Consider the following 24,015-nt stretch of genomic DNA (forward strand, 5'->3'; position numbering starts at 1 on the left):
AATAATGATTTAGGTACATGACGCAACCATGAGCTTTGAGTATTACTACATCACAGTGGTGGGATTGGTTATTTTCATAGTCGCAATCGTAATAGCCCTGGTGATGAATGAGAGGTACTTCAGATTAATTAAGAGCTATCTTTCGCAGACTAAGGAGGCTGAAGCCCATGGTGGAGGTCAAGCCTTAAGTGGTGAGGTTGAGGTACTGATGTGCCCACGCTGTGGGTTCACAAAAACAATCCCCTTCAGGCTTGGTGATTATGTTGGTAAGGTCACGAATGAGGCGTGCCCTAACGATGGTGAGAGACTAGTTGTTCACGCAATATATTATGCAGGGCCCTCTAGCCAAGGCTTGTGAAGGTAAGCTTTATATTGCCTTAACTGCCATAAATCCCGTGACCCATTTTAATGGAAAGTAAAGTTATGAGCATAAAAGATGTTTTTAGCCTAAGTGAGGGTACGGAGGTAACGATAAGGGGCTGGGTCTATAGGAAGAGGGAATTGAGGGATAAGATATTCCTCGTCATTAGAGACGGCAGTGGGATAATACAGACCGTGGTTGATAAATCCAACCAACAGGTGGCGGGCGTGGCTTCAAAACTTAACATAGAATCCTCGGTGGTACTAACCGGGACCGTAAGGAGGGAGCCTAGGGCACCAGGTGGCTCGGAGATCCATGTTAGGAGAATTGATTGGTACTATGTTGGTGAGGCATTTCCCATAAATGAGGATGCTGCCAAGGCGGATAGCGAGTACTTACTCGATGTCAGGCATCTGTGGATTAGGAGTAGGAGAATGTGGGCAGTACTTAGGGTTAGGCATACGGTATTTGGCGCAATACACGAGTTCTTTAGATCCAGGGGATACTACGAGGTTCAAGGACCCATGTTCGTATCAGCAGCCGTTGAGGGTGGTGCCACCCTATTCCCGGTTAAGTACTTTGATAAGGAGGGCGTTTACTTGACACAATCATCGCAGTTCTACCTGGAGGTTATGATATACGCACTTGAGAAGGTCTACACTATAGCGCCGAGCTTTAGGGCTGAGCCTTCGAGAACGAGGAGGCACTTAACCGAGTTCTGGCATGCTGAGGCTGAGGAGGCTTGGCTCCAATTTGATGGCTTGCTCAACCTGCTTGAGGACTTGATCACACACGTTGTTGATAAGGTTCTTGAGGAGAGGCAGGATGAGTTGAAACTGTTGAATAGGGATGTTAAGGTTCTAGAGAACGTGAAACCGCCTTTCTATAGGGTTAGTTATGATGAGGCTATAGGGATACTCCAGGGTAAGGGGTTAAAGATCAAGTGGGGTGATGACATTGGTGCTGATGAGGAGAGGGTATTAACGCTACAGTTTGATAAACCAATACTACTGCACCACTTCCCAGAGCAGGTTAAGGCATTCTACCACAGGAATGATCCAGCAAAACCCGAAACAACACTGAGTGTGGACGTCCTAGCCCCTGAGGGTTATGGAGAGGTTATTGGCGGTGGTGAGCGTATCTATGATTATGAGGAATTACTCAGCAAGATTAAGAGGTTTGGCTTAAGGCCTGAGGATTATGACTGGTATCTGGACCTGAGGAGGTTCGGTTCCGTTCCACACGCAGGCTTTGGACTTGGTATTGATAGACTGGTCATGTGGATCTGCGGTCTCGACCACATTAGAGATGCCGTGCCATTCCCGCGCGACATTCGTCGTATAAAGCCATAATGGGTAATGAGGATGGTTAGGTTATTAGTAACGGGTACCCCGGGGGTTGGCAAGACAACGATAGCTACAGGTCTTGCGAGAATTTATGGAGCAACAATAGTGGGTTTAGACGAGATAATAACTCCAGTACTTAAATGGGACCCAAAACTGCAAACTTACCATGTAACTAACGAGAATGAAGCTCGTAAACTAATAACGGAGAGACTTAAGACCCTTAATTCGTACATTATTGATACAGTTGCCGTAAATTTAATTGACGCCTCATTAATTGATTGGTGCGTAGTACTTAGGCTCGAACCCACGCAACTTATGGATAGGTTAACACGGAGGAATTGGCCTCATTGTAAGGTTGTCGAGAATGTGTTAGCTGAGATTGTTGGTTCATCATTAGTAATGGCCATAAACACGTTTGGAAGAGATAGGGTGATAGAGGTTGATACAACAAATAAGAATGTGGACGAAGTAATTAATTACATAACCAATAGGATAGCCTATGGAAGACCTGCGGTGGGTATTGTGGATTGGCTTGATGACGTGGATACGGATATCCTAATCAACCTAAGTAAGGAATTGGATGCGTGCTTATCGTGATTCCCTAATCCTGTTATCTATGGTAATCTGTATCGTGGAGTATACGATAATTTACAGACCTGGTTATTTAACGGTCAGTGTACTTAATGCTCCTCATCAGCTTCTTGATCTCAAACATGAATAACCTATTCCACCCAGCGTTCTCTAACCTCTTACTTACAATCCTCAGCGTACCTGTCCTAAGACTTACAAGTAATGCCTTACCAACGTGCTTACCCTGCATGAAGAACCTAACCAGCACAAGCCTCTCATTCTCATACTCAAAAACATAATCCTTAATAGTCCTGTACTTACCAAGGGTATCACCAAACTCCTCCTCAGCCATGTCCAGGTATGCCACCAGATCTGGGTCTATCTCCATGTACTCGAGCCTATGCAAACCGGCGTTCTCAAGGTCTAGGATGGCTACGTCAAGGTCTTTCTTAACCTCGAATATTGCAATACCATAAATGCGCATTTCAATCACCACGTGATCAATACTGTTATGGTTTAAAAACATTTTGTCCAATAACCACTGAAAAAACAGATTAACAACAATAAACCCACCCTAGGGTAAAGAGAATCAGATATGCGCATAACTTAACCATACATAATAAACTATTGCATTCATTATTGTTATTGGCACACCATACTTCATGAATTCCACAAACCCAAAACCCTCACCACCCCTCTTTTCGCTTGCCTCGCTGATTATTACGTTACTTGCAGCACCGATTAACGTTAAATTACCGGCTATCGTGCTTGATGCGGCAAGGCCGATCCATACCACGTAGTTACTTGGTGAAACGCCCAATTCCCTCATTAATGGTATGTATAGTGCAACCATCGGCACGTTACTAACAACCTGACTAAGGAGCAACCCCGAAACGAAGACCCCAAGGAGCGTTGTTAGTTGCGGTAGGTAATGGGATAGGGCATCGAGAACACCTGACAATAATGACCAAGTCTCGCCCTTTAGGGTGGGGTTGCCCTGCTACGTGGGGCTCAGTATCAGGTTTATAAAACCCTGCTTTGCTGGTTGGCTGGTGCCTGGGTTGGTGCCTCCGAAAGGGGGTTTAGCCTATTCGGATGAGTCGGTGGGTCGATTACCCACTGTTTTCACCAACCCGGGCACTCCCTCTTCTTCTAAGTCAAGTAATGTGCGTACGGTTAGGTTGAGGCTTCTGCCTAGTGGCACTCAGGAGAGGAGACTGCGAAGGCTAGCAGATGTCACTGCTAGGTTGTGGAATGGGTTGAATTACGCTAGGCTTATGCAGTTTAGGGAGAGTGGTGAAATAGACTTCAAGGGTACAGAGCATGAGTTCTACCATAGGTATAGGGATAGGCTTGGCGTAAACGCTGGTCAAGTGATTAATCTCAATAATTGGATGTGGAATTCCTTCTTTGAGTTGTCTAGGCTTTACAAGCAAGGCAAGCTGCCGAAGTTCATGAATAAGCCATCACCGCCGGGCTTCTGGAAGGATAAGGTGTTGGGGAAGAGGTTGTTGAGGATCCTAGTTAGGAATGACCGTTACTACCTAGAGCCAATCAACAATGGTGAGGGCTATTTAGTGCTTAAGGATTGGGGTTTGAAGATAAAATACGCTGGGAGGATTAAGTGGTCTGGCAAGCAAGGCACGCTTGTGATTAAGCTTGAGGGTAATAGGTGGTTCGCCTATGTTCCAATCACCGTTGGGGAGAAACCAGCAAAGAGCAACCCGAGGGGTTACGTGAGGGGCATCCACGAGAAGATACAAATCGAGAATCCTAGGGGTAGTAATAAGGCTTTCATAGACATCGGCTTGAACAACCTATTCGCCGTGGTCTTCAACCACAGTGACACCGCCATTTTAATCAAGGGTTCAACAATTAAGGCTGAGTATTACTACTGGAAGAGGGAAATAGGCACTTACCAAGCGATTAGGGATTGGTTGAGGAACCACGGATTCGAGTCTTGGCGCAAGTATCACACCTACTATCTGCATGCGATTTACAAGAGGAGGGAGAGGCTTAGGCATTACTATCGTACAGCCATTAGGTTCCTGGCGAAGACTTTGTGGCAGATGGGCATTGATGAGGTCTTCATTGGCTACCCATACATGGTCAGCCAAGACAACGGTAATGAGTTCAACACCAATATTTGGTGGTTCAACAAAATCACTAGGTGGTTGGGCGAGGTGTTGCAAGAATACGGCATTAAAATCAACGTAGTGAATGAGTATGGGACCAGTAAGCAATGTTCCATCTGTAACATGGAGCACGAAAACGGTAGGGTAAAGCGTGGACTGTACATATGCGAATTAACTGGAATAAAGATTAACGCAGACATAAACGCAGCAAGAAACATAGCAAAGAAGGCAGGCTACAAAACACCAACACCAAAGAAAATACTGAGTTATATAGTAACAACCAACGGCGTAAAACCAATAACCCCAAAAGAGGGGGTAACGGTCGAGACCTCCACGGTAGAAACCCCACCCTAAAGGGCGGGGAGGAGGTCATTCTAGCGCGCCTTCACTAACTATGAAGAGGCCTATGAAGAAGAGTATTGTTGTCCAATCCACATTATTGGCCACGCTCCTCCTATCAGCCCCGCTCAATAGGTAAATTACCGAGGCGCCCATGAAGGTGAGCGTCACCGGTGTTAGGTAGGGGCTAACATTTACTATGTCTGTTATGAAGTAAAGTGGTATTAGTATCATTAGTACCGTAAGGGCTGTGTAGGCTAATCCCTTATTAACAATCATCTCCTCAGGCCTTCTAAGCTCCGTTAATACAACATCATCCTTCGCACCATTACTAAAGAGTAGCAGTAATACTGGGTATGTGATCAATATGTTGATTATAGTTGGAGGAAGCAGGTAAAGCGCGAATACTACAAAGGGCTTGGGCATGCCCGATTCCAATGCAATGAGCAGATTCTGTGGGTTACCCACGGGTAAGGCGACGCTACCTATGGTCACGCCAAAGGCTAGGGCATACAATAACGGTTTCACATTAATTCTAGCCTGCCTTCTCATAGAGACAATCACCGGCGTGAAGGATCCGGCAATACCATCATTAGAGAGTGCAAGTGATAATAGTGCCGATAAACCAAACACCCTAAGTATCAAACTTCCCATACGGCGGCTACCCACGAGTAACCTATACGCTAGGTAGCTGAAGAAGCCGCTGACTTCGAGCGCGGAGGATATTGTGAACAGAGATACTAGGAATAATATCACGTTGAGATTTATGGAAGAGAGAGCCTGCTGTGGTGTTAGTACCCCAAGCACCACCGTAAGGGCAGCGCCTAGGAGCATCGCCGCCCAGGGCTGAACATCAATTCTCCCAACACCCCTAAGCGCTATTAATCCATACGTAATAGCTAATATCACTGCATCCTCTACGAATTTAGTCGACATCATAATTCATTGATACGGTTCATACAGAATTTATAGAGAATAAAAAGGCTTCCTCTCATTAACAGTTAAAGAAAAAGGGAATCTGAAATACAAAACTGGCAAGGAAACCTGGTCTTGCTAGGTTATGCCATAGTGCCTATGAAATGGTTAAACCCCTAACCATCATAATTCCTGCTATGGATCATCACAGTAAGTCTTGCTCTTTAGGGGGATTTAATGGCGAAGAAGACTACGATTAAATAAAATATAAAACTAGAAAGCCAAATCTTAAGAGGGAAATGCAATTTAACGATAATTGTAAAATCTAGGGGTTTATGATTCGAATGATGAGGCTCGAGAGGTATGAGAGGTGATGATAACGCAGGCCTTACTGATCGAATGAAATAATTTAAAGGCATGGGTCCAAGTCATGGCTTGGTGATTAATTATTAAACCCAACGATTTACTAGATGGTGTTAGGGCGGTAATCACGTTCTTTACTGTAATACCCATTGGCGGTTCCCATGACGTATCCAAAGCCTTTGAGTTTGTGTGGGCTTCAATACTAATCATACCGCCGATAACTGGTTTAATACCTGGCCTTGTTGGCTATTATGTATGGGACATAACGCGTAATGGCTTGCTCTCAGCATCTATGGCTTATGCATCTTTATTGTTGCTCACAGGGTTCAACCACATTGATGGTTTCTCCGACGTTGTTGATGCATTAATGGTTAGGGGCTCTGTTGAGGAAAGGATCAAGGTGCTTAAGGATCCTCATAGGGGCTCGGCTGCCATAGCCGCAGTCGTATTACTAGTAATTCTAACGATTTCAGCACTGATGGGTCTAACTAGCAGGATGTGGCAGTCACTATTCATTGCCGAAATAATTTCTAAATCATCCTGCTGCCTATCAGCATTGGTAGGTAGGGAACCACCGTATAGGGGGTTAGGTTGGCAATTAACAATTAACGCTAAACGAAATGCAAGCCCCATAATAGCCTCATCATTGGTGGGCTTGGTGATTACATACGTACTCTCGGGACTTATTGGTTTACTCTCGTTTATTCTCACGATGGTAATATGCATCTTTATGTTTATTGTAATCCAGGGGAAGCTTGGTGGTGCCGTCGGTGATTTGTACGGCTTCACACTAGAGGTTTCCAGAACAATCTCTCTCATGCTGATCTACTTATTATATATCATAATGCCATAAGAGCTCATGGGATATTGAATTTCAACGTATCAATACATGGGGTATGATTTTGATAATATAGTGAATGAGGATGCAACTTAAGTAACAAACAGCTTTAATAAGTCAATACCTATGGGTGTCTCAATGGGTGATGATCCAAGCGTCATAGTAAGCATAACACCAGACCTCGCGTTAGATAGGGGTTACACATACGCTGGTGGCCTTGGTGTACTAGAGGGTGACAAGTTCTATGGTGCGGCTAGGCTTGGGCTTAATTACTACGTAATAACTCTCCTCTATAGGAATGGTTATGTCGATTATGACTTCGACGAAAACGATAACCCAGTACCTAAGCCTCAACCCCAACCTAGGTCATTACTTGATGAGTTAAGGCTGACTGACACCTTTATCGTGAAACTACGGGGTGAGGATGTGGAGGTTAATGCGTGGGAGTATCGACTAGGTACTGCGCATGCCGTATTCCTTGAACCTAGAGGTCCTGATTGGGCGTTGAAGCTCGTGGATAGAATATACATAGAGGGTAGTGTTGAGGAGAAGTTCCTAAAGTACGTTTTCCTAGCCAGGGGCGCTGTGGAGTTCGTCAGGAGGAACATCGGTCTTGAGAATGTTAGATACATAGATCTTCAGGAGGCTTATGCGGCGATGGTTCCAATAATATTGAAGATACCAGGTAGGTATAGATTAATAATTCACACACCAGGTCCGTGGGGTCACCCATCATTTCCCAATAGACTCTTTGAGGAGGAGACTGGTTATAGGTTCATTGAGGATCCCGTGGTTTTAACGAGTATTGGTGCGGCTATGGCTTGGGAGGTGATTATGGTTTCCTCTAAGCATTATGACATAATGAGGAAGGTAATACCACACTTCATGGACAAGGCTAGGTTCATAACTAATGGTATCGACCTGGACAGATGGATGGACCCAGAGATTAGAATGCTATATGAGAGGGGTTCACTAACGACTAATGGTTTAAGGCTCATAAAGTCCAGGTTAAAGAATGAATTGCTTGGGTTAGTTAGGTCGTATAAGCCCATTGAGCTTAATGACAACACGCTCGTGGTTGCGTGGATTAGGAGAATGACGCTGTACAAGAGACCCCATTTTGTAGCCAAGTTAATAGAGGAGGGCGAGTTCAATGACGTGGTTTTCATACTTGGCGGTAAGTCCCACCCCATGGATAAGGATGGTTTGGTGTACATGAAGAAGTTTAGGGAGTTGCATAGGAAGTTCAAGAATGTGGTGTATGTGCATGATTACGACGTTATTAAGGCAAAAACAATACTCAAGGGTGTTGATACACTGCTTTTCACCCCATTCCCAGGTTGGGAAGCCAGTGGTACAAGCTTCATGAAGGCTGCGGTGAATGGCGTGCCAAGCGTTGCATCAAGAGATGGCGCAGTTGTTGAGTTGGTGATTGATGGTGTTAACGGCTGGTTGTTCGGTAGTGACATTAGGGATTTAATAGACTTCGTAAGCGATCCAAGGGGTAAGGAGATAGATGAGAAGGAGTATGATGAGTTCAAGGCTAAGTTCGCCCAAGTCTATGACTTATACAACTCAGATAAGGAGCGATTTTACCTCATCGGATTAAGCGCCATACTAACCTTCGTGCCCAGGGTCGACATTAGAAGGGTACTTCGCGAATACTACCCAGACCTCGTGAGGTCTGTTGGTTAAGAATGCCTATGATGATCACGTAAAGCCTTAGGTGAATCATGAACATCGAGGCAGCCATTAACCAACCCTGCCTTAAGCAATAAAGGTAATGTTTAAGAGCCTAACAAGAACCGTCCAAGAAGAGTGATATGCCAGCATGTAAATTATGTGGGCGTTCTTTCGATACGATAGCGGATTTATACGCGCATCTACGTAGTGAGTGCAGTAAAATGCCTAAATCAAGGAAGTGCCCAGTCTGTGGTGGTAAATACTACTCAATTCGCCTAATGAGGCTGCATCTAATAAATGAGGCGCTCTTTGATACGAGGCATATGAACTACCTAATTAGCGTATAGTGGCAAACCTTATTTCTAGACCAACTCTCAACACCTGTGGTTGAGGTAACGAGATCGGTGAGGATTCAAGCCGGTTGTAGGGATTGCATGGATTTGATCCTGAAGTCTCTATCGACAATTGATGGAGTATTACTAATGAAATTCTTTGATAATGATCTAGTGATCACTTACGATACGGATCGCATCAAATTCGGTGACATAGCCGAGTTCATACTATCAATGGGCATTGGATTATTCCTTAGAAAGGTAATACTCAACATAGGTGGTGAATACGTCAATGTGGATCAGGTATCGAGCATGATCGTGGATTCGGTGGATGGTGTCGTTTATTTACTCCGTGAATCAAACTCACCAAGGCTTTCCATACTGGCTCACCCAGACACCGACCTTAATGCCGTAATTAATGAATTAAGGGGTCTTGGGGTTAACGTACGTGGTATAGTTAATGATGAGGTTACCTATATCCTGATGGCACAATCATAACTATGGCGGTGTGGGGCGCACTAGATCGGTTGGTAAGTTTAATTGCCTAGCAACATTGGCCAAGTGCCTTAGGTAAATGGTTAATCCCCTATCCTGCCTTGCCCTATCCACTATGGCCTGTATTACATCAATGACGGCATCATAAACCTCCTTATTCACTGGGTATGGTGAGCCATCCTTACCACCGAGGGCGAAGGCGTACCTCCTCGGGTCTATGTTCGCTGGATCCTCCCAATCAACCCTATCCCTGTATACGAGCTCGGCTATCAATGCCAGGGCAAGCATCGTGCTTGGACCGAAACCCCTCGTGAGCAGCAGCTCCCTGAAGTCATTCGCATCCCTAGCCCTCCTGATTGCCTCCTCATTTATTGAAGCTGTGTATGGCCTAAAGATGCCACTGACGTACGGGTTGTAATACCTGGGTGCCTCTTTACCTAGGTACGTGAGTATTGATGCATTACCCTTAATCATCGCCTTAACCAAAGCCCAATCCCTAACCACCTTATTGGTGTCTTGATGCACGAGATCGAGTATCGTCCCCCTGGCCTCACCACTAATCCTACTAACCATATTGAGGGCATGTTCTCCCTTAATGCCCATAATACCCGTGTGCGGTTCGTTAAGTAGATCATTCTCCATCCAAATGTGGTACCTCCTAGCGTACCTATTCTTTTCATTAAGGCCTTGTTGTATCACAGTCCATGTACCGTCAGACCCAATAATCATGGCATGATGATAAAGCCTATATCCATCCTGCAGCGCGGTATTATCGATCTTAGCGGACAACCTAGACATGGTCTTGAGAAGCTCGGCATCGACATCCCACTGCTTACCCAACTCATCAATCTCTATGGGTACGTTGAGGGCATAAACACCCTTACCACCAACAACCCTAATACCAACATCCCTCTTAGATAATGAGTCCTTAAGGGCTGCGGTGGTTATTGTTGTGCTACCGCTTGAGTCCCAATCCATGCCTATTATATTGTTGAACGCCTGGAAGAAAATCGGGTTCGAGAACAACCTAATTGTCTCCCTAACCCCATGCTCATCAACCAGCAACTCAACTACCAACCCACTCAACTTAACCATCCTGCTGTAGAGCCACGGAGGCACATGCCCCGTGTGAAGCGGTAAATCGGCAATGCCGGAGACACTCACAGTATGAAATTGGTTATTTAGCTATATAGCCCTTTTGTTCATAAGCCATGTTAAGCATGGTAAAACCTAAACCATTGGGAGACAAAGTTACTAACAACCATTACGGTTATGCTTAATTACCCCCGTCCTCCTATTATCTACGTATGGTTGATTTCAATCTAAGTCGGGAGGAGATTCTATTTAGGGATTCAGTTAGGGAGCTTGGTGAACGTTACATAAAACCGCACTGGATCGATCTTGATGAAGGAAAATACTCACTACTCGACATAATACCAAGGCTTGCGGAGCATGGCTTAGTGGGATTGACAATAAGTTCCAAGTATGGTGGTTCTGACGGTTCATTCCTCATGGCGGCAATAGCCGCGGAGGAGTTGGCGTATGCGGATCCAAGCCTTGCGGTACCTGTTTACTTCCTGCTCGAGATCGCGTGGCCATTCATTGTGCAGAGGTATGCTAAGGATAGCGTTAAGGAGGAGGTTCTACCAAGGCTTACTAAGGGTGAGGCTTGGATTGGTATAGCATCCACAGAGCCCCAGGGAGGCAGTGACGTTGCAAGTGAGAGGACAGAGGCTAAGTACGTAGATGGCAAGTGGTTATTGACGGGTGAGAAGAACATGGTAACGGGCGTGTCAATAGCCCTCAGGTTGCCTTATGGTGGTGGCTTCGTGACGATAACCAGGACAGGGCCTATGGAGGCTAGGCATAGGTCAATAACAACGATGTTGTTCATGGTTAAGAGAAATGGTGTTGTTAATACAGGCTTTGAGACGGGGGATTATGAGGAATGGGGTAGGAGGGGTATACCAACTGGTTACTTAAGGCTCAATGGCGCTCCCGTTGATCCGGACTTCGTGCTTGGTGAAGTTAATGGCGGCTTTAAGATAGCCATGGAGGGCTTCAACGTGGCTAGGACAATAATTGGCGCAGCTGCCCTGGGTACTGCACGTTGGATGCTTGAGCAGGGTAGGGAGTGGATTAAGAGTAGGGTTGTGTTCGGTAAACCAATAGCCTCATACCAATCAATCAGTTTCAAATACGCGGAACTAAGCACGAGGCTTGAGGCTGCCAGGTTGATGATTTACAAGGCAGCGTGGTTGGCGGATAGGTTTTATGGTGGTGATAGTTCAGTATCAATATTGGACATCGCCAATGCAGGCGCTATGGCTAAGATGCTAGCTGTCGAGTTGGCAATCGATGTTGGTCTTGAGGTCATGAAGTGGTTTGGTGGCGTTAGCTACTATAAAGAGACACCCATAGCTAGGGCTTTACTTGGGGCATTGAGTTACTACGTTGGCGCAGAGGGCACGCAGAACGTGATGAGGTTAATCGTGGCGAGGAACCTAATAGGGAGGGAAGTCGAGTAAGTACCTTCCCTGTGAATAAGGTTTTTAAAGACACCAATCTTTTCAGTACCATATGAGCCAACAACCAGGGGCTACACCACGTACCGCCTACATACTCTCACTAATAGGTAGTGTATTCATGCTATTAAGCTCATTAATAGTCCTTGGAGTAGCGGCAATGATTAGTGCATACCCACATTATTTCGCATTTCATAGGTTTGGTTCCGGCCAAGTTCCCCTCGCCCTGCCTTAATACGCCCGTCTGGCTGGGTTAATGGGTTTGGCCCGGGCTAGCACCGCGGGGCTTTGCTATAGGTCGGCCTTCGCATTCTTCATGATGAGCCGTATAAGCGTTTATACTCCAGAAGCGATTCTGCGATTTATTTGAGTAATTTCTGCTTTATGTTAGTGTTACTTTTGGTAGTTTCTCTATTATTTGCCTTAGTGCGTGTTGTTGTGTTATTAGGTGTTTGTTGTGGTTGTAGTTGCTCTTAGCCGGTACTGCGTGTGCCATTTGTCCCCATCCTTGTTAGGCTTAATCCAAACCCTAGCCCTAAGCCTATTAAGACCAGCCCTTATCGCATCATCACGAACAATCCCAATCCTAAATAGTGAGTCTCATCGTGAGCGGCTTTTATTTTTAGTTGCTACTCTTTCTTGTGAATGCTACGTAGAGCTGTGGCTGTCGAGTTGGAGGTCACTAAGGAGCTCAATAAGTTGCTTTGCTCTGTTGAGGCCGCATACCTAAGCATTGTTAGGGAAGTTGCCGTATATGCTGTTATGAACAATGTTACGAGTGCGAATAAACTCCATAGGCTGTTTTATTACAGGTGTAGGAGTGAGTACCCAAGCCTTAACTCACAATTAATCATCCAAGCAATTAGGCAATCATCCGAAATCGCGAAGTCATTCGTTGAGAGGAGGAGGAAGGGCTTGGCGAGAAAGCCCTATCCGGAGGTTAAGGCTGTGTCCATTAGGTTCACCGAGTTCACATGGAGTTATGAACAATTTATCCGCTCAACAGCCCCAGTCAGGCTTGAGCTATCCTTACTTGGTGTTCGTAGGGTTGTTTGGTTGAGACCACACAAGCGCTTCTGGCAATACTGGTGGAGGGTATTGAGTGGTGAAGCCGAGCTCGCATCTACGCTAATGATTAAGCGTAGGGCTAACAAGTGGTACGCCATATTCATCTTCAAGCTGAAGCCCAAGAAGGAGGAGCCAGAATCAATTGTTGCCTTCGACATAAACGAGAACACCGTTGCAGTGGGCAGGATTGACATCAAAACCACTGTGGACAAAGTAGCGAAATGGAACAGGCAATACCTAACGCCACAGCTCTATACGATCAAGACTGATTTTGGTAGACTAGCCAGGAGGTATGAAAGGGTTAGGAACACAATCATTGAGAGGTTAAAACCACACTTCACATTACCAGATGGCAAATACGTGAATGTGACGAACACTAGGGAATACAGGAAGCGCGTGAAGAGGCTGCGTGAGAGGGGTAGGAAGGTTGGTCGTGTCAGGCAAATCGCCAACGAACTAACAAAAACACCAGCAATCATCATAACAGAGGAGTTGGGCAGTAACCCACAGGAGTCAATGATTGAGGATGTTGGGAGAAGCAAGTTGAGGCATAGGATCAAGCAAACACCATTTAAGAAGCTTGAGAAGGCTATCGAGGGTAAGGCTTTGGAGCGTGGATCCAAGATATTTCGTGTTTCCTCATACCGCAATAGTAGGGTATGCCCAATCCATTTCACAAGGCTTGAGAGTACCAATGATTGGCACATTCTCTACTGCCCAAAGGGCCACTACGTGCATAGAGACCATGCTTCAGTCATGAATATGGCCTGGAAGCTAACACCAGAAGCATGGACAAAGGGTGTTTGGTGGAACATGAAGAACCTAAACAAGAACATGAACTGGAGAAAGCACGAAGGAAAATCAAACACGATCATACCATACTTTATGGCAAAAATCCTACACACCACACTCAAGGAATTCAAGGCCAGCGAGGAAAGCCCCGCAATGCTGGCCCGGGGCAAACCCATGAACCCCACCGGAGAAGCCAATGAAGGTGGCGGCGAGGGGGACTTGGCCAGGGTTTCTTCATAGGCTTCATACTGTTGTTGGTTGGTTCGATCCTTGCAATTACGTGGAAGCCATAAATAGGGTGGGTGCGTATAAAAATTAATAACTATGGTTAGTAGGGCTGTGCTTAGGTACATAGAGGAGTTGTTGGACCCTTACTCCGGTTATTACTCGGATGGTTTCTTGAATAGTGAGGGTATGACGTTATTGAGGATTATTGCCAGGGAGGTGCTTAGGGAAAACCCGGCCTTAAAGCCAAGGTTTGCTAAGGCTAGGCGTAGGAGGGATTATGAATACGTGTCCCAACTGCTCAATGACGTAATCTCCTCTCTCTCGCAGACTTCCTGATAAAACTGATTGATTCGTCGTAAATTTTACTGATATTGAAGCCCCTACCCCTCATGATTATCATCATCATGAGTAGCGTGAGCAATACCGTAGACTTCACACGTTTGTAAAATCCGACAACCATCCCTGTGACGTTATTGATCATGGTGCCCTTAAATTATCACACTACACTTATATTTTAATCTGTTTGATTTATGGCGTGCCCAATGCAGCAATTGCGTTAGATATTGCTAGGAAGTGCTCGTCATACAGCGATTTAATGGGTGGTACACTGGCTGAGTATGAGTTCATACAATGGCTCCTTAACCAGGTAGACAATCCCATGCTTTCGTACGAGTTACAACCAGTGAGTGTGCTGGTTTGGAGGGATAGGTTCTCGAGGATTGTCCATGGTAATAACGAGTACAGGGCATTGGGCATGCCGTTGACGCTGGGCGGTTCGGGTAGGGGTAAATTAACCATGGATCTAAACGATGTCGAGGGCAAGGTATTACTCACCGATTTCCCGGAGGATATGGATGATGCCAAGTACGTGTATATAAAGGCCATGGAGAAGGGCGCACTAGCCGTGATATTCAGGGATAAGTATCCGGGCGTTGCCAGAAGGATAGTCGTCACAGCAACCCCAGACTACTCATGGGATAGGGCTCCACCACCAACAATGCCGGCCCTAGTCGTGTCTAGGGAAGTTGGTGATGAGTTGAGCAAGCACGTTGGTGAGGATGTAGAGTACATAAGTGATTCAGAGACGAGGCTAGGTACTGGGTATAACCTGATAATGAGTCTTGAGGGTAATAGGGAGGAGGTTGTGGTGCTCGCTGTCCACCATGATCATTGGCTAACGGGCTTTGCCGATGATTGCCTAGGCGTCGGCCTTGGCGCACAACTCCTTCTCAATGCCCTTAGGAGGAGGGGTGATTTGAAAAGGGGATTAAGTTTTATTTCGTTTACTGCGGAGGAGGCTGGTAACCCAGGTTTCGCAAGTCTCTATTGGGCCTATGGATCGACAAGGTACGTGGAGTACCTTAGCAGGAGGGGCTTACTCAACAATGTGTACGCGGTGTTGAACCTTGACGTTATTGGTAGGCAGTTCGTGATACACACAAGCGAGGATTTATCAATGCAACTAAGCCAGTTAGTGAGTGCGCAGTGGGAGCTGCCGAAGCCCTACTTTGACTCACTCAATTTTGAGATGAATGGGATACCCTCAATGACGGTATCGAGTCTCGACCATTACTGGGATGTGTACCACACAGATAAGGATATTGAGGAGAAGGCTAATGCTGAGGATATAGAGTCCTCGTTAAAAGTCTCGCAGCAATTGCTCGATTATTTACTAGTGAATGACCTGACCCCATCACCATACATATCAGTCCTAAACAGGGACGTAATAAGTGTGGGATTGGGTATTGAGCTTAGGGAGGATTGGGAGACGTATAGGCTCGTTAAGTACCTACTCTCCAAGTACATCGTTGAGTATAGGCGCGATGGCTCCGTGAAGACCGTGTACACAAACTCAATACTCTCCTACGTGAGGAGGTTCATCAACATAAACGACATAAACCAAGTACCACTTAAGGTGGAGGAGATGGGGACTGGTAGGGTAATAATGGACACGAGTACAATAAGAAACCTTCGGCAGCTCAGTGAGTACATAACCCAGGTGATAGAGTCGTTAACCGAGGAAATGAGTATAAACCTAGTCACCTAAACCCTTCGTTCCAGTCCTATCCCTAATCAACGTACTCGAAACCTTATTACCAAAACCATCCCTAATTATCGGCACAGCAATTATGTAAAGGGGTCTTAACCCCCTCTCCCTCCTTAGGTTATTTATCTCGATAGCCCTTGGCAATGTCTCGAGACTTACAACAATGGCGTCTATCGTTGGGTCAACAATCGTTGGACCATATGGATCATTTATAACGTCAATTATCACATCATTATCATTACCACCCAACTCCTTAACCAAGCTCCTTAGATTAAGCACCCTAATTTTCAGGGGCTTCACCTTGTATGTTTTGTAGGCCTGGGCAAACTCGTCACTGGTCACGCCAACCAAGACCTTACGCCCATAATTAAGTGCGGTAAATATCAACGCTGTATGCCCCGTATGTAACGTATCGAACGTACCACCCACAGCAACCTTCCTAAATTTAAGACCCCTCATGGCACTACCTCCAGTTATAAATACCCCGAACACTTAATAAATATTTGCGATTATATCGTAGTTCCTTTATCTGTGGAAGAATTATATATGTAGTGATTGGTTATATATAGTGGGTAGAATGATAATACCTTGGGCATAGGATTTTTATACCCAGTTACACCCTATAAACGTGTCGTCAATCTACAGGAGGGTTATTAGGATTGGGGAGAAGAGCATAGGCATTACACTACCCAAGCGGTGGCTCGACACAATCAATGTGGGTATTGGAGATGTTGTTGAGGTCAGCCTGATCGGTAAGGTTATTGTGGTTAAGCCAATAACCCAGGCCGGTGGTGAAACAAATGAGGTCAGTATATCGCTTAGTGGTGCAATAGACGAGACAACACGAATAATAATCGCAAGCTATATTGAGGGCTACGACAATGTGGAGATAATAGGGCATAAGGACACCATTAGGAAGGCGTTCTCAAGTGTTGAGCATAAATTACCAGGTTCACTGATGCTTGAGGGCGATGGTAACGTCCTAATAAAGGTCGCCACAAGCGAGGTGAACGTTGATCTTAATGAGGTAATCAGTAGCATGGCTAACATACTCAATTCAATGTTTGGTAAATTCATTGATTACCTAAATTCGAACAAGCTGGATCTGCTTAAGGAGGTCCTTGAGTTGGATGATCAGATGGATAAGTTGTACTTCCTAGCACTGAGAACGATTAAGAAGTTATCGTTCAAGGACCCGAAGAGGGCCATTGACGATACCATAGTGGTTAAGAACCTGGAGCATGCCGCAGATGCCCTGGATAGGTTATCTAACGCCTTCATGAGGACGCAACCAGCACAATGCAGGCGTGAAATTAGTGAGAAGCTTAAGGATGTCTGGTCCTACGTAATGAAGGCAGTGTATGCGTACCTCGATAACAACATAAACAATGCCCTAAAGGTGCTCCTGGATAGGGAGCGTATGCTCAATAGCATGCTGGAGCTTGCAAACATGGGTTGCATGGGCCTAAGCGGCCTATTAACCGCTTCAATACATGAGGGGCAGTTGATAGTGGCCTTAGCCGCTGATATTGCCGAGGCGGCTTTCAGTAGGCATGTTAGGAGTATAGCGAAACCTGCAAAAATACCCACCAGCGAGGAACTAGGTGCTGAGGAGTAATGAATGGTTTGTGATGACCACGTCGGTAGCTGATTGGTGAGGATGGTCAGAGGTGCTGAAATACGCAGGTTGAGGGACCTGGAACTCCTAATTCAGGGTATCCCAAACTATACAGCACCAAAGCTTGAGCTTGAGCAGTACGTGACCGACGCCAACATCGTTGCAGTGGCTGTTTGGGACGCCTACATGAGAAACGACCTAAACAATGCAACAGTGCTTGATCTAGGCTGCGGAACCGGGCGATTCTCAATTGCAGCTGCAATCATGGGTGCGAAACACGTGGTCTGCGTGGATGTGGACCTGGATGCGGTATCCATAGCTAAAGCCGTATCAGGCAAATTCGAGCTCCAGAACGTGGATTTCGTAGTAATGGACGCCAGGAGAGTGGGGCTTAGGGGTAGATATGGCGTGGTATTTCAAAACCCACCCTTCGGTATATGGTCAGGAAAGGGGCTAGACATCGAGTTCCTAAAAACAGCCACTAATTACAGCGATACCATATACACAATACACAAACTGACCACGCTAAATTATGTCGAGGAAAAGGTCAGGGAGTGGGGCTGCACAATGAACATACTAGACAAGGTCACAATAGCAATACCACCCATGTACAAACACCACAGAAAGAGACTGCATAAAGTCGAGGTCTTTCTAGCTAGAATTGAATGTAAGCAGGGACATAACGACCTAGTAAAGTTAAAAACACCGCAGTTTAAGCATTAATCCGGCGGGGGTGACCGAGCTGGGTTAAGCGTCTTAATCCTTGGTGGCTTTGTTGTTGATGGGTTGTGTGAATGGCATCCTACTAACATGTGGTTGGTAGATTACTAGGAATGTATAGCACTAGGGTTTTCAGTGGTGTGGGATTCAAACCCACGCAGGCCTTTCTCGCAATGATGCTTAGTTTTACGGTGATTATGCCTCCTGTGGTCCTCACGTTAATACCACCTTCACTAGTTTCTCCATGGTTTGCCTTAGTGCGTGTTGTTGGGTGTTTGTTGTGGTTGGTGTTGCTGTTTTGTGCCTGGTCAAGGGTGGCTTCTTGAGTTTGTCGATGACGATTAGCTTGTGTATGGCGTGCAAATAGGCAATGTTCCTAAGCGCTCCAAACAATCACGCATTCCAGAACCCATACTTAACCACCAGGATCCGTACCCAGGGTTATCCTCAAACTCAAAGCCCCCACAACCAACTTACCAAGCCTTTGGTAGACACCATCCTTAATGCTCACCATCCTGTACCTAACCACGTTATGAAAAAGCCAGGGCTTAAAGGGTAAATGCATTATGGTGAGTCAATAGGCACCGGTGCATTATGATGCATTAAGGCTATCCCGAGAAACCACGCCAATAGCGACCTACCTTTATCAAAACTTTATCTACGTCCCGATATTAATCATCGAGGTACCTAAGGATGGGGATGTTAGGAAGCCCATATTTATAGTAAGGACTGCATCAACATGCCACTGCACGCAACACATAGACCAAGAAACCACCGACCTGGAAGCTGGTTACTTAAGGCTTAGGGTCAGGAACACGGGCTTGGCTGCGGCTGAAAGCTGTGTTTTCCAGGTTAGGGTGGTTTGGCGGCCATGCTCTCCTAATTGCTCTTCATACTGCTATGTGCCGAGTGATGAGTACCTCGATTGGCAAGATGTTATGTAGTCTGATAGGAAGTGGAAAATAGTAATCAGACCAAACGATGTTAGGTACGCAATAATAACCATAATGCCCCTTCAGTATAAACAAGCATACCTAAAGGTATCTGAATGGCACTGCGCTAATAAGTACGGGCAAGTAATGGCTTAGATTACTAAGAAGGCCTTTGAAATGGACTGTGAGAATAAACCCCAAGACGGCCTAATCGCTGGTAAGTACGAGATTGAAGTCCAAATCACGCACAGGAATAGGCGATCAAAGCCCAAGAAATCGAAATTAAAGATCGATGAAATTCGGGATAATGCGGATGTGAATGAAATTTGAAGTATTTATTTACTCGACTTAAATCTTAAATAACTCCATAATAACTCCATCAACGTTCGATGGCTGTGGTTAAGGAGAACATTGTGGCTGGGATCAAGATTAGTGCAATAATTTACGTCGCAATAGTCATATACATCGTAATGAGTACCAAGAAGGTGACGCTGCAAATTATGTCCTCAACACTTCCAGCCATAGCACTACTCGCAGATGGCGTAAACTATTTAATATCGGCAGCAGCCCTCGAACTTGAGCGTGACGGTATTAATATTAAGTGCCAGAATGATGATTGCAGTAAGGGGCGGATAATTATCCGCGTTAAGAACAACAGCAAAAACGTTGCTAAGAACGTTAACGCCCTCATAAGTACTGAGAAGGGGTATCCTGGTATTGAGGATGAGTTACTGCTATGGTTACCATCCTCTGAGTCTGAGAGACCTGACACCGAAGTCTCAATAAAACCAAAGCATAGCCGTAAGTTGTTGATTTTTGAGTACGAGAGGGCACAGAGGGCACCCGGCGGTTACGTCATTAAGGTTCTGAGCAAGGGCAGTGTAGATAAGCCCAGAGCTCGCCTACGGCTTGATTTCTACACTAATTTCTACACTAAGTACGTATTTCGCATAAAAGTTGATGGGGAGAGAGTGAGGTCGCCCCTGGATATTAAGCTTTACATAACCATGAATAAGCTCGACGCAATAACATCATCTAAGACGATGTTTAAGAAGGCATACATCAATGAGAATGTACCCAATGTTGCTAGGAAAGTATTTAACATAGTACTTAGAGAGTTGGGTAATGATAGAGGTATTGCTGAACGCGCCGCCACTTTGCGCAGGAGGATTCTCATCTCAAAATCAAGCAATATAAAAGGGTACCTCAGAATCGCAAACGGGTTTGAGACTCTATATAACGAATTGATGAATCAATTTAGGTTGCTTGCTGAGTACTTGGGCTTAGTCTTTGGCGTCTCATACGAGTACGCGGTTTACCTGGCCCTAGCCAAAAGATGGGATGAGCTCACCCCCCTTATAAAGAGTATTCGCTCCCGCCTCCTCTCTCTCTCCCGTAATGATGATGTCTATATCATGACAGAGCTCCTGCTCAACCTAATAATAACTGATGAGGAGTTTAGAAAGAAATTTAGTGATTGGCTTACTAGCGGCAATATTTATGATACACTTAAGTATTACGTACCTAACCACCTCAGACCAGCCTTGGCGCTCCTCCTCAACTATGGGCAAATCACTTGCAAATCTGCATGTGGAATTAACGAAGAGGAGAAGTGCTCAAACCAATGTTGTAAAAATTGCAAACGTATACTTAACGCGCTCAACGGCAACGAGAATATGGTGAAGGAAATCGCCTCGGATTTAGACTCGGTATTGCGGCGCCATTGGGTGTATGAAGACTGGGTAGGGGGATCATCGGAGAAGTCGGCACCTCCGGCGTTGATTAAAGAAATCATTGATTACGTACGCAATAATGAGAAGCCTCAGGATTGGGGGTTCTTCAGTAGGGCCGTTGTGGAGTTGAGGTTACCAACAACATCTCGGCTACGATTCATACTCATACTCCACGACCTACTCAGGGCCAGGGAAGAATTCGAGAAAGGCAACATTGATGAAGCCATCAAATTCGTGGACTTAGCAGAGGCACATGCCATAATCGGGACTGCAAAATTCGATCCTTTAAGTTTCACTAGCCACTTTTTTAATTTATTTGAATTATTCGCTTCGGATCTTAAGAGCAAGCTCAAAGGGAGCAGAAGGTTCGAAATTTCAGATGTAGACGTATTAGAACTACTCCGGCTTTACCACTACCACGTAGAGACAAACATAGCCGAGACTTGGCCATAGATTTAGTACTGAATTAATATCGGCACAAGACTTCTAAAAGTCTTGAAATACCCATAAGCAATGGAGAAATTATTGTGAGGCATATTGCTAGACCGAGGGTTAACGGGCTCGACATATAGACGTAACATAAACTTAATTAACCCGTATACGCATCATTACTGTGACGTTTAGGTTTCGTGCATTAATTGCCCTCGTGGCGCTCACTGCCTTATCCCTAGCCCTCCTTATCCATGCCCAGGAGTGTGTTTGTTACCCAACGGATGTCTTGTTCACAAGCCCATTTGGCCCCCTTAAGAGCTTGAGGTTCGTGATCAACGTCAATGGCTCGGAGATTACCGGCTTTGGTGCCGAGGCCTCCCTAGTCATCCCCGAAACCCCGGTCAGTCTCGATATCCATGTTGATTCCTGGCTAGGCATACCGCTCAACTACAACTACCACTACGTACTAACCCAGTACAACAAGACCATGCCGATATACGTAAACATACCAGCCGCCGAATTAATAATAACGCCACTATCAGCAAGCGGTATGCCACTAACTACGCTGGCATTAATCAACGTCACATGCGACAACCACTTCGTTGACTTGGGCGTCGGCCCACAGGTCGTTGTTGTCCCAATACCGAGTAGCGGCTCAATAATGTGCAACATAACCGGCTACTCATACGGGGCAATAGCTAGGAAAGGCGTAATACTGACGATGGAGAAGTCAGGGCAGGTAGTACCAATAACACTGACAATACCTGTCAGCGGTTACTACATACCTGGTGTTGGCTTTGTGCCGACGAGCACGTTCATACTGCTGGCTTTTGTAATGATAATCTACACAATAGTGATAGTAATACTATTGATCGAATATGCCTTCTGGAGAGGTAGGGTGGGACCACGAGGTCCACCTAGGAGTTACAGATTCTAAAATTGAAATTGACATAAATACTTAATATTCATCGTTCCTTATGGCTTTTACCGTATCCTCAATCCTCTTTCTAACATCCTCCAGCTCCTCATTGCTTAACTTACCCACCAACGAGCCCCATGCGTATATCAGCATGTTTATGGCTAGTCTCGTATACGCTAATGCTCCGTAGAAGACCTTGGGTACTCTGGCGTCGCTTTTACACTCATTGGGTGGCAGTAATATAGTGTTAAAGAGAGGACGCCCAGCGCGAGACTGCCGCACTCAGTTGCTGGGTGTATCGTCTTGGAGAATGGGTTGTAAACCCCACGATATCGCCATATCAATATTTTTTATAAGGGAATGTAGGTAGGGCGTAGTAATGAGCATGCCTCAAAGGACTGGGAAAAAGCGGCCGGTAGTCCTAATACTTCCAGTAGTCCTAATACTTAGTGGCCTGGCTATAGCCATGGCAATCGCATTTCTAGCATACTATCTTTATATTTTATCAATGATCATAATTTATTTTTCGATAATTCTAATTTTCAGCGCAGTTTTCATCGGTAGACCTCGGGTTGTAATCAATTCCCTTAAGTCCTATTCTGGTCACTTTTTCCCTCCTTTCATGATTTTAACGGCACTTGGCTTTACGTTTTCACTATCCGACCTCTTATATACGTTTTTACTATATATGCCAAGTCTACTACATACGTCAACTATTAATGGGCTATTACAGTTCTATCCCATGTTATTCGCTGGAGCCATTACTTCAACATCAATAATGTTCGCAGTAACCTATTGGGTCGTTAATAGGGCAGAAAATATTGCAGAGCTGACTAGAATAATTCAATTTATTAAGATGTTTGCAGTGATTACCTACGTTGCGGCACTTTTATCAATCTTTATCTCATTATCTAACATATATTCACACTTTACATCCTCTACATTATATGGAACTAGCATTCTTTTATCGTACCCCTTCGGTTTAACAGCCGGCATGATTATAACATCGATAATTCTCGATATCTTAGCCGATACCTTAAGGAAGGAGCTGAGAAGGCAATGATAAGCACCTGAAAAAGGCAGCTAAAAGCCTATTGACTTTAACTTGGGAGTGGGTGGTTAAAGCCGTAGAGGAGTATTATCAGGGGTTGTCGATCAGGGGCTAAGTTGTGGCTCCGGGGGGTTGGTGATGTGGTTGACTTAGTCGTCTGGGCTCCCTATGTCTGGGTACGCTAGGAAGAGTATTAGGGACTCCTCACCGGCAATGTCGACACCGTCTGCATTGCCCCAGGCCCAGACGCTTGGTGATCCGTGGACCTGCCTATCCCCATCGTAAATCCCCACCCAACCCCTCGAATTCCTCGCAACAAACCTCTCACCGAGATTCCAGTGGTATTTTACCCTAAACCTGGCAGCACACTGGAGGTACTGTGTTGTCCCATACGGAACTAAGTTCCCGGTTATGCCTAGGTACTCAAACCTCGGCTTAGACACGATACCAAAGACGTAACCACCAGCAAACCCAGCCGCAAGGCCACCTAAGAAGCTGCCCACGGCAGTAGCAATGATTCTTCACCAACCCATTGAGACTTTGTTCATTTTCGCGGCTTTAAGCATTGCCTAC

General features: G+C 45.5%; 29 protein-coding genes. 20 read left to right on the forward strand and 9 right to left on the reverse strand.

Features of this window, described 5'->3' with window-relative positions; genetic code table 11:
* Positions 1–28 precede the first annotated feature (28 nt).
* The 3 genes from B7L70_RS03235 to B7L70_RS03245 all read left to right on the forward strand — a co-directional run bounded on the left by B7L70_RS03235 (position 29) and on the right by B7L70_RS03245 (position 2,304).
* Entirely contained in the window at positions 29–358 is a 330-nt protein-coding gene (locus B7L70_RS03235) for a hypothetical protein (RefSeq protein ID WP_081226463.1), read from the forward strand.
* A gap of 65 nt (positions 359–423) precedes the next feature.
* Positions 424–1,713 (forward strand): asparagine--tRNA ligase, encoded by a 1,290-nt coding sequence (gene asnS / locus B7L70_RS03240; RefSeq protein ID WP_081226464.1) that lies wholly within the window; start codon positions 424–426, stop codon positions 1,711–1,713.
* A 12-nt stretch (positions 1,714–1,725) separates the two neighbouring features.
* Entirely contained in the window at positions 1,726–2,304 is a 579-nt protein-coding gene (locus tag B7L70_RS03245; protein WP_081226482.1) for an adenylate kinase family protein, read from the forward strand.
* A 67-nt stretch (positions 2,305–2,371) separates the two neighbouring features.
* On the opposite strand, the gene B7L70_RS03250 is transcribed toward B7L70_RS03245, so the two are convergent.
* Positions 2,372–2,761 carry a hypothetical protein gene (locus B7L70_RS03250; protein ID WP_238376079.1) on the reverse strand — a complete coding sequence of 130 codons (390 nt, stop codon included), beginning with the start codon at positions 2,759–2,761 and terminating at the stop codon, positions 2,372–2,374.
* A gap of 105 nt (positions 2,762–2,866) precedes the next feature.
* A complete protein-coding gene (locus tag B7L70_RS03255; protein ID WP_081226466.1) occupies positions 2,867–3,238 on the reverse strand; it encodes an SLC13 family permease in 372 nt (123 codons plus the stop codon).
* A gap of 91 nt (positions 3,239–3,329) precedes the next feature.
* On the opposite strand from B7L70_RS03255, the gene B7L70_RS03260 reads away from it, so the two are divergent.
* A complete protein-coding gene (locus B7L70_RS03260) occupies positions 3,330–4,766 on the forward strand; it encodes a transposase (protein WP_238376075.1) in 1,437 nt (478 codons plus the stop codon).
* A gap of 15 nt (positions 4,767–4,781) precedes the next feature.
* On the opposite strand, the gene B7L70_RS03265 is transcribed toward B7L70_RS03260, so the two are convergent.
* The gene (locus B7L70_RS03265; protein WP_238376076.1) at positions 4,782–5,690 is read right to left on the reverse strand and encodes an SLC13 family permease; all 909 of its coding nucleotides are present in this window, start codon (positions 5,688–5,690) and stop codon (positions 4,782–4,784) included.
* Positions 5,691–6,153: 463 nt separating this feature from the next.
* On the opposite strand from B7L70_RS03265, the gene B7L70_RS03270 reads away from it, so the two are divergent.
* From B7L70_RS03270 to B7L70_RS03285, 4 genes are all read left to right on the forward strand, one after another.
* Entirely contained in the window at positions 6,154–6,882 is a 729-nt protein-coding gene (locus B7L70_RS03270) for an adenosylcobinamide-GDP ribazoletransferase (RefSeq protein WP_255408837.1), read from the forward strand.
* 123 nt (positions 6,883–7,005) lie between these two features.
* Positions 7,006–8,562 (forward strand): glycogen/starch/alpha-glucan phosphorylase, encoded by a 1,557-nt coding sequence (locus tag B7L70_RS03275; RefSeq protein ID WP_081226468.1) that lies wholly within the window; start codon positions 7,006–7,008, stop codon positions 8,560–8,562.
* A gap of 128 nt (positions 8,563–8,690) precedes the next feature.
* Positions 8,691–8,897 (forward strand): C2H2-type zinc finger protein, encoded by a 207-nt coding sequence (locus B7L70_RS14250; RefSeq protein ID WP_081226469.1) that lies wholly within the window; start codon positions 8,691–8,693, stop codon positions 8,895–8,897.
* Positions 8,898–8,933: 36 nt separating this feature from the next.
* Positions 8,934–9,380 carry a hypothetical protein gene (locus tag B7L70_RS03285; protein WP_238376077.1) on the forward strand — a complete coding sequence of 149 codons (447 nt, stop codon included), beginning with the start codon at positions 8,934–8,936 and terminating at the stop codon, positions 9,378–9,380.
* On the opposite strand, the gene B7L70_RS03290 is transcribed toward B7L70_RS03285, so the two are convergent.
* Entirely contained in the window at positions 9,381–10,541 is a 1,161-nt protein-coding gene (locus B7L70_RS03290; RefSeq protein ID WP_081226470.1) for a DUF763 domain-containing protein, read from the reverse strand.
* Between the two features lie 143 nt (positions 10,542–10,684).
* On the opposite strand from B7L70_RS03290, the gene B7L70_RS03295 reads away from it, so the two are divergent.
* The 5 genes from B7L70_RS03295 to B7L70_RS03315 all read left to right on the forward strand — a co-directional run bounded on the left by B7L70_RS03295 (position 10,685) and on the right by B7L70_RS03315 (position 16,037).
* Positions 10,685–11,905, forward strand: a complete 1,221-nt coding sequence (locus tag B7L70_RS03295; protein WP_081226471.1) for an acyl-CoA dehydrogenase family protein — start codon at positions 10,685–10,687, stop codon at positions 11,903–11,905.
* A 52-nt stretch (positions 11,906–11,957) separates the two neighbouring features.
* Positions 11,958–12,137 carry a hypothetical protein gene (locus tag B7L70_RS03300; RefSeq protein WP_081226472.1) on the forward strand — a complete coding sequence of 60 codons (180 nt, stop codon included), beginning with the start codon at positions 11,958–11,960 and terminating at the stop codon, positions 12,135–12,137.
* Positions 12,138–12,547: 410 nt separating this feature from the next.
* Positions 12,548–14,002 (forward strand): zinc ribbon domain-containing protein, encoded by a 1,455-nt coding sequence (locus B7L70_RS03305; RefSeq protein ID WP_081226473.1) that lies wholly within the window; start codon positions 12,548–12,550, stop codon positions 14,000–14,002.
* 84 nt (positions 14,003–14,086) lie between these two features.
* Positions 14,087–14,326 carry a hypothetical protein gene (locus B7L70_RS03310; protein WP_081226474.1) on the forward strand — a complete coding sequence of 80 codons (240 nt, stop codon included), beginning with the start codon at positions 14,087–14,089 and terminating at the stop codon, positions 14,324–14,326.
* Between the two features lie 199 nt (positions 14,327–14,525).
* Entirely contained in the window at positions 14,526–16,037 is a 1,512-nt protein-coding gene (locus B7L70_RS03315; protein ID WP_238376078.1) for a M28 family peptidase, read from the forward strand.
* On the opposite strand, the gene B7L70_RS03320 is transcribed toward B7L70_RS03315, so the two are convergent.
* On the reverse strand, positions 16,026–16,496 hold the full coding sequence (locus tag B7L70_RS03320; RefSeq protein WP_081226475.1) for a pantetheine-phosphate adenylyltransferase: 471 nt from the start codon (positions 16,494–16,496) through the stop codon (positions 16,026–16,028). The two genes, B7L70_RS03315 and B7L70_RS03320, sit on opposite strands and share 12 nt — an antisense overlap.
* Positions 16,497–16,665: 169 nt before the next feature.
* Here B7L70_RS03320 and B7L70_RS03325 point away from each other — a divergent pair, with 169 nt between their 5' ends.
* Positions 16,666–17,655: a phosphate uptake regulator PhoU gene (locus tag B7L70_RS03325; RefSeq protein ID WP_081226476.1), complete on the forward strand. Its 990-nt coding sequence runs from the start codon at positions 16,666–16,668 to the stop codon at positions 17,653–17,655.
* Between the two features lie 42 nt (positions 17,656–17,697).
* Entirely contained in the window at positions 17,698–18,378 is a 681-nt protein-coding gene (locus tag B7L70_RS03330; RefSeq protein ID WP_081226485.1) for an METTL5 family protein, read from the forward strand.
* An 82-nt stretch (positions 18,379–18,460) separates the two neighbouring features.
* On the opposite strand, the gene B7L70_RS14090 is transcribed toward B7L70_RS03330, so the two are convergent.
* Entirely contained in the window at positions 18,461–18,592 is a 132-nt protein-coding gene (locus B7L70_RS14090; protein WP_255408835.1) for a hypothetical protein, read from the reverse strand.
* Complete coding sequence (locus B7L70_RS12980) at positions 18,589–18,768, reverse strand: hypothetical protein (RefSeq protein ID WP_143701516.1); 180 nt, start codon at positions 18,766–18,768, stop codon at positions 18,589–18,591. The genes B7L70_RS14090 and B7L70_RS12980 overlap by 4 nt, the downstream gene beginning before the upstream one ends.
* 194 nt (positions 18,769–18,962) lie before the next feature.
* On the opposite strand from B7L70_RS12980, the gene B7L70_RS03335 reads away from it, so the two are divergent.
* From B7L70_RS03335 to B7L70_RS03345, 4 genes are all read left to right on the forward strand, one after another.
* On the forward strand, positions 18,963–19,319 hold the full coding sequence (locus B7L70_RS03335; protein WP_081226477.1) for a hypothetical protein: 357 nt from the start codon (positions 18,963–18,965) through the stop codon (positions 19,317–19,319).
* A 165-nt stretch (positions 19,320–19,484) separates the two neighbouring features.
* The gene (locus tag B7L70_RS13200; RefSeq protein ID WP_162009081.1) at positions 19,485–19,637 is read left to right on the forward strand and encodes a hypothetical protein; all 153 of its coding nucleotides are present in this window, start codon (positions 19,485–19,487) and stop codon (positions 19,635–19,637) included.
* A gap of 59 nt (positions 19,638–19,696) precedes the next feature.
* Positions 19,697–21,493 (forward strand): hypothetical protein, encoded by a 1,797-nt coding sequence (locus tag B7L70_RS03340; RefSeq protein ID WP_081226478.1) that lies wholly within the window; start codon positions 19,697–19,699, stop codon positions 21,491–21,493.
* A gap of 160 nt (positions 21,494–21,653) precedes the next feature.
* Positions 21,654–22,409: a hypothetical protein gene (locus tag B7L70_RS03345; protein WP_081226479.1), complete on the forward strand. Its 756-nt coding sequence runs from the start codon at positions 21,654–21,656 to the stop codon at positions 22,407–22,409.
* Between the two features lie 21 nt (positions 22,410–22,430).
* Here B7L70_RS03345 and B7L70_RS12985 read toward each other — a convergent pair whose 3' ends face one another.
* Positions 22,431–22,673 carry a hypothetical protein gene (locus B7L70_RS12985; RefSeq protein ID WP_143701517.1) on the reverse strand — a complete coding sequence of 81 codons (243 nt, stop codon included), beginning with the start codon at positions 22,671–22,673 and terminating at the stop codon, positions 22,431–22,433.
* Positions 22,674–22,770: 97 nt separating this feature from the next.
* On the opposite strand from B7L70_RS12985, the gene B7L70_RS03350 reads away from it, so the two are divergent.
* On the forward strand, positions 22,771–23,454 hold the full coding sequence (locus B7L70_RS03350; protein WP_081226480.1) for a hypothetical protein: 684 nt from the start codon (positions 22,771–22,773) through the stop codon (positions 23,452–23,454).
* Positions 23,455–23,591: 137 nt separating this feature from the next.
* Here B7L70_RS03350 and B7L70_RS03355 read toward each other — a convergent pair whose 3' ends face one another.
* Positions 23,592–23,945: a hypothetical protein gene (locus B7L70_RS03355; protein WP_081226481.1), complete on the reverse strand. Its 354-nt coding sequence runs from the start codon at positions 23,943–23,945 to the stop codon at positions 23,592–23,594.
* Between the last annotated feature and the right edge of the window lie 70 nt (positions 23,946–24,015).

It is taken from the genome of Vulcanisaeta sp. EB80 (genome assembly GCF_002078205.2).

Excerpts from the sequence above, each read along its gene's own strand:
- B7L70_RS03235 (WP_081226463.1), top strand. The coding sequence starts at position 29 with ATGAGCTTTGAGTATTACTACATCACAGTGGTGGGATTGGTTATTTTC.
- asnS (WP_081226464.1), top strand. The coding sequence starts at position 424 with ATGAGCATAAAAGATGTTTTTAGCCTAAGTGAGGGTACGGAGGTAACG.
- B7L70_RS03245 (WP_081226482.1), top strand. The coding sequence starts at position 1,726 with ATGGTTAGGTTATTAGTAACGGGTACCCCGGGGGTTGGCAAGACAACG.
- B7L70_RS03250 (WP_238376079.1), bottom strand. The coding sequence starts at position 2,761 with ATGCGCATTTATGGTATTGCAATATTCGAGGTTAAGAAAGACCTTGAC.
- B7L70_RS03265 (WP_238376076.1), bottom strand. The coding sequence starts at position 5,690 with ATGATGTCGACTAAATTCGTAGAGGATGCAGTGATATTAGCTATTACG.
- B7L70_RS03275 (WP_081226468.1), top strand. The coding sequence starts at position 7,006 with ATGGGTGATGATCCAAGCGTCATAGTAAGCATAACACCAGACCTCGCG.
- B7L70_RS14250 (WP_081226469.1), top strand. The coding sequence starts at position 8,691 with ATGCCAGCATGTAAATTATGTGGGCGTTCTTTCGATACGATAGCGGAT.
- B7L70_RS03295 (WP_081226471.1), top strand. The coding sequence starts at position 10,685 with ATGGTTGATTTCAATCTAAGTCGGGAGGAGATTCTATTTAGGGATTCA.
- B7L70_RS03300 (WP_081226472.1), top strand. The coding sequence starts at position 11,958 with ATGAGCCAACAACCAGGGGCTACACCACGTACCGCCTACATACTCTCA.
- B7L70_RS03305 (WP_081226473.1), top strand. The coding sequence starts at position 12,548 with ATGCTACGTAGAGCTGTGGCTGTCGAGTTGGAGGTCACTAAGGAGCTC.
- B7L70_RS03310 (WP_081226474.1), top strand. The coding sequence starts at position 14,087 with ATGGTTAGTAGGGCTGTGCTTAGGTACATAGAGGAGTTGTTGGACCCT.
- B7L70_RS03320 (WP_081226475.1), bottom strand. The coding sequence starts at position 16,496 with ATGAGGGGTCTTAAATTTAGGAAGGTTGCTGTGGGTGGTACGTTCGAT.
- B7L70_RS03330 (WP_081226485.1), top strand. The coding sequence starts at position 17,698 with ATGGTCAGAGGTGCTGAAATACGCAGGTTGAGGGACCTGGAACTCCTA.
- B7L70_RS13200 (WP_162009081.1), top strand. The coding sequence starts at position 19,485 with ATGGACTGTGAGAATAAACCCCAAGACGGCCTAATCGCTGGTAAGTAC.
- B7L70_RS03340 (WP_081226478.1), top strand. The coding sequence starts at position 19,697 with ATGGCTGTGGTTAAGGAGAACATTGTGGCTGGGATCAAGATTAGTGCA.
- B7L70_RS03350 (WP_081226480.1), top strand. The coding sequence starts at position 22,771 with ATGAGCATGCCTCAAAGGACTGGGAAAAAGCGGCCGGTAGTCCTAATA.